This window comes from Paraburkholderia sp. (assembly GCF_034668105.1).
Taxonomy (GTDB): domain Bacteria; phylum Pseudomonadota; class Gammaproteobacteria; order Burkholderiales; family Burkholderiaceae; genus Paraburkholderia.
In genome coordinates, this window is the sequence record NZ_JAXDPY010000365.1 from 1 (window position 1) to 3,936 (window position 3,936).

General features: G+C 59.5%; 2 protein-coding genes. One reads left to right on the forward strand and one right to left on the reverse strand.

Annotated features, from left to right (window positions below; translation table 11 throughout):
* Window positions 1-295 precede the first annotated feature (295 nt).
* Entirely contained in the window at window positions 296-1,849 is a 1,554-nt protein-coding gene (locus QOC89_RS16440) for a mannose-1-phosphate guanylyltransferase/mannose-6-phosphate isomerase (protein WP_323045976.1), read from the reverse strand.
* A 684-nt stretch (window positions 1,850-2,533) separates the two neighbouring features.
* Here QOC89_RS16440 and QOC89_RS16445 point away from each other — a divergent pair.
* Entirely contained in the window at window positions 2,534-3,931 is a 1,398-nt protein-coding gene (locus QOC89_RS16445) for an undecaprenyl-phosphate glucose phosphotransferase (protein ID WP_323045977.1), read from the forward strand.
* The last annotated feature ends 5 nt before the right edge of the window (window positions 3,932-3,936 follow it).

Below are 3,936 nucleotides of genomic sequence, written 5' to 3' on the forward strand. Positions count from 1 at the left end.
GCGGATAGCACGGCTGTAAGCACGGCGTCTAGCGCAGCGGCAGCGGCACCGCAGCAGTAACCCCGCGGCCGGTAGGAGCAACCGCCGCAGGCTCCCCGCTTCATTCGCAGTGAATCATTGACGTTGTCTGTTTGACGCACACCGACCTCGCCAGGACATTGCTTTGGCGCGGATTCAACGCGGATTCAACGCTCATTCAACATTGAGTCGACACCGATAACCTGACACGCCGGCATCCTTCACCGGCGGTCCCGATTGATTCGCGTGTGTCAATTGCATCCGTCACCCACGGACTTCATTGGCGGCCATACGTGTCGTCGAAACGCACGATATCGTCCTCGCCGAGATACGAGCCCGACTGCACCTCGATCATTTCGAGCGGCATCTTGCCCGGGTTCTCGAGACGGTGGGTGACACCCAGCGGAATATAAGCCGATTCGTTTTCGGAGACGATGAAGCGCTCTTCACCCCGCGTGACGAGCGCGGTGCCGCGCACGACGATCCAGTGTTCCGCGCGGTGATGGTGCATTTGCAGCGAGAGCCGCGCACCCGGCTTCACGACGATGCGTTTGACCTGGAAGCGCTCCCCGGTGTCGACGGAATCGTAGTTGCCCCACGGGCGATGGACCTTGCGATGGTTGGCCGCTTCCAGCCCGCCATCGTTGCGAATCCGCCCGACGATTTTCTTCACATCCTGCACGCGCGATTTGTCCGCGACCAGAATCGCATCGGCCGTCTCGACCACCACCAGATCCTGCGTGCCGACGCAGGCGATCAGGCGTCCTTCCGAATGCGCGAAGGTCGAGTGCGCGCCTTCAAACATCACGCGGCCGCGGCCCACGTTCTGATCCGCGTCTTTCTGCGAGATGTCCCAGATCGCGTCCCACGAACCCACGTCCGACCAACCCGCCTGCAACGGCACGACCACGCCGGACGCGGCGGTCTGATCGTTGCCCAGTTGCTCCATCACTGCGTAGTCGATCGAATTCGACGGCGAGGCGCTGAACGCGTCGCGTTGCAGACGGAAGAAATCGCCGTCCGCCTTGCCGCCCGCGAAGGCCGCTTCGCAGGCTTCGTAAATCGCCGGCTGGAAGTGGCGGATCGCCCGCAGCCACGTGGATGCGCGCATGATGAAAATGCCGCTGTTCCACCAGTATTCCTGCGATTCGATATAGCGCTGCGCCAGTTCCAGATGCGGCTTTTCGACGAAGCGATCGAGCTTGTGCACGCCGATCCTGCCGGCTGGTTCGCGGTCTGCCTCGTGCATATCGTCAGGTCTGCCAAGTGCCGCGCCGATGCGGATATAACCGTAGCCCGTTTCCGGACGCGTCGGCACGATCCCCATCGTCACGATATGGCCGGCCGCCGCGTGCTCGACACCGGCGGCGACCGCCGCACGAAAACCGTCGATGTCGGTCACCGCATGATCGGCGGGCATCACGACCATGATGCCGTCTTCGTCCTGCGCGGCGATCGAAAGGGCGGCCACCGTGAGCGCGGGCGCCGTGTCGCGGCCGGCCGGTTCGAGAATCAGCCGGCTCGGTTTGCCGCTCGTACGCAGTTGTTCGGCCGTCGTGAAGCGATGCTCTTCGTTGGCGACCACCACGAGTTGCTCGGAGAGAAGGTGTGCGGTTTCGAGCCCATCGAGACGGCGCGTCGTGGACTGCAGCAGCGAGTCTTCGCCCAGCAAACCAATCAGTTGTTTCGGATACTGTTCACGCGACATGGGCCACAACCGTGTGCCGGAGCCGCCCGCCAGAATCACGGGATGAACTTTGAGTTTGACGTTAAGGGACATAGCTTGCGTGGACCGGGTGTCGGCGGGAGTGGCCGTAACCGGAGCTGTCATGATGGACTCCTCGAGGCTGGGTGAAGACGGGGTGAATGCGTCGAGTTTTATCACGAAGTAAAGAATCAATAAAAGCGCGTTAAATATAAACTATATAAAACGTCTAATAAAAACGCTCCATTTCGTGAAGAAAAAATGTCCGCGGGCTTTATAAAAAAGAAAAATTACCAGAAAAAAATCACAGGCAATTTTTTTATTCGGCACATTGACGCAGAATAGAGACGAAAGGCGCGGCGTAAGCTTCGTCGGAGAACAGTCAGATCTGATGGCTATGCGCTCGGGAAAGGCCTAAAACAGGCCTCTCAAAGGGTCAATCAGGTAAAAATTGCCGAACAAAATTCAGAAAAAATACCGAATTTTTGACCGATACAATTTGAGATATTTTGCGGTCTTGCAACGGGAATTTTAATATCGCTTTATCTATACCTGTACAAGGGTATTCACTCATTCAGACACATGTTTTCGGGCTCGGCCGTTCAGGAATTTTCTAGAGCGGCTTTTTAGAGCGGAAAGCGGCAGGGCAATTAGCATCGGTCCATTCCATTTCGCGTCGCGCATTGATCCGCGGACGCGGATCGCGGCGTTGTGCGAGCAGCGCACGGACCGATATGCAAATCGGGAATCCAACCCGGGACTTCAACCAACCCATGGATGGCACTTGACTGACGAACTGAGGGGCAGCACATGCTGAGCGTTCTATCGAGAATCATCGACATCGCCATGGTCGCGCTCGGCGCCGCCATTGCGACGGCCGTGCACAACGGGAAACTGGTGTGGCTGGACGATATCCAAAGCGTGTCGCTCGCGTTCGACTGTCTGCTGGTCGTGGTGTTTTTTCCCGCGCTGGGGATCTATCAGTCGTGGCGCGGCAAGCCGCTCTACGACCTGCTGTGCCGCGTCGCGGGCGGCTGGGTGCTGGTGGAAGTCACCGGCGTGCTGATCAGTTTCAGCCTGCACCGCTCGGACAGTCTGTCACGGCTGTGGCTCGTCTACTGGGCGCTCGCCACGATCGTGCTGCTGATCGTCACCAAGGTGATCGTCTATTCGATCCTGCGGGGCTTGCGCCGCGAAGGTTTCAATCAGCGCGCGGTGGCGATCGTCGGCGGTGCGCCCTACGGGCGCTTCCTGATCGAACAGATGCGCAGCCGTCCGGAAGCGGGCTTCAGCCCCGTCGTGGTGTTCGACGAGGACGGCACGATCAACCCGTATGAAGACCCGGAGTCGAGCGACTCGATCGAAGGCGTGCCGGTCGAACGCGATTACGCGCGGATGCTGCAACTGGTGCGTCAACGCGCGATTCGCGAACTGTGGCTCGCGCTGCCGATCTCGAAGGAAAAAGCCATTCACCGCTTCGTGATGGACCTGAAGAACGACTTCGTGAACATCCGCTTCATTCCGGACGTGCGCAGCCTCACGCTGTTCAATCAGCCGATGGTCGATCTGCTCGGCGTCCCGGCGATCAACCTGGCCGCCTCGCCGATCACCGATCTGCGCGTGCTGCCCAAACGCATCTTCGACCGTCTGTTCGCGCTCGCGGCGTTGACCGCGCTGTCGCCGGTGATGCTGGTGATCGCGCTGATGGTGAAGCTGAGCTCGCCAGGGCCGGTGTTCTTCCGCCAGAAGAGGAAGGGCATCGACGGCAACCAGTTCGAGATCTACAAGTTTCGCTCGATGAAGATGCACAAGGAAGACGCCGGCAAGATCACTCAGGCCACGCGGCGCGATCCGCGCATCACCGCGGTCGGCGCGTTCCTGCGGCGCACCAGCCTCGACGAATTGCCGCAATTCATCAACGTGCTGCGCGGCGAGATGTCGGTGGTCGGCCCACGTCCCCACGCGCTCGAACACGACGACATCTACAAGGATCTGGTGAAGGGCTACATGCACCGTTACCGGATCAAACCAGGCATCACCGGGTGGGCGCAGATCAACGGCTATCGCGGCGAAACCGATCGCATCGAAAAGATGATGGGCCGCGTCAAGCTCGATCTGTACTACATGCAGCACTGGACCTTCTGGCTCGACATCAAGATCGTCGTGCTGACGTTGTGGAAGGGTTTTGTGGGCAGCAATGCTTATTGATGACC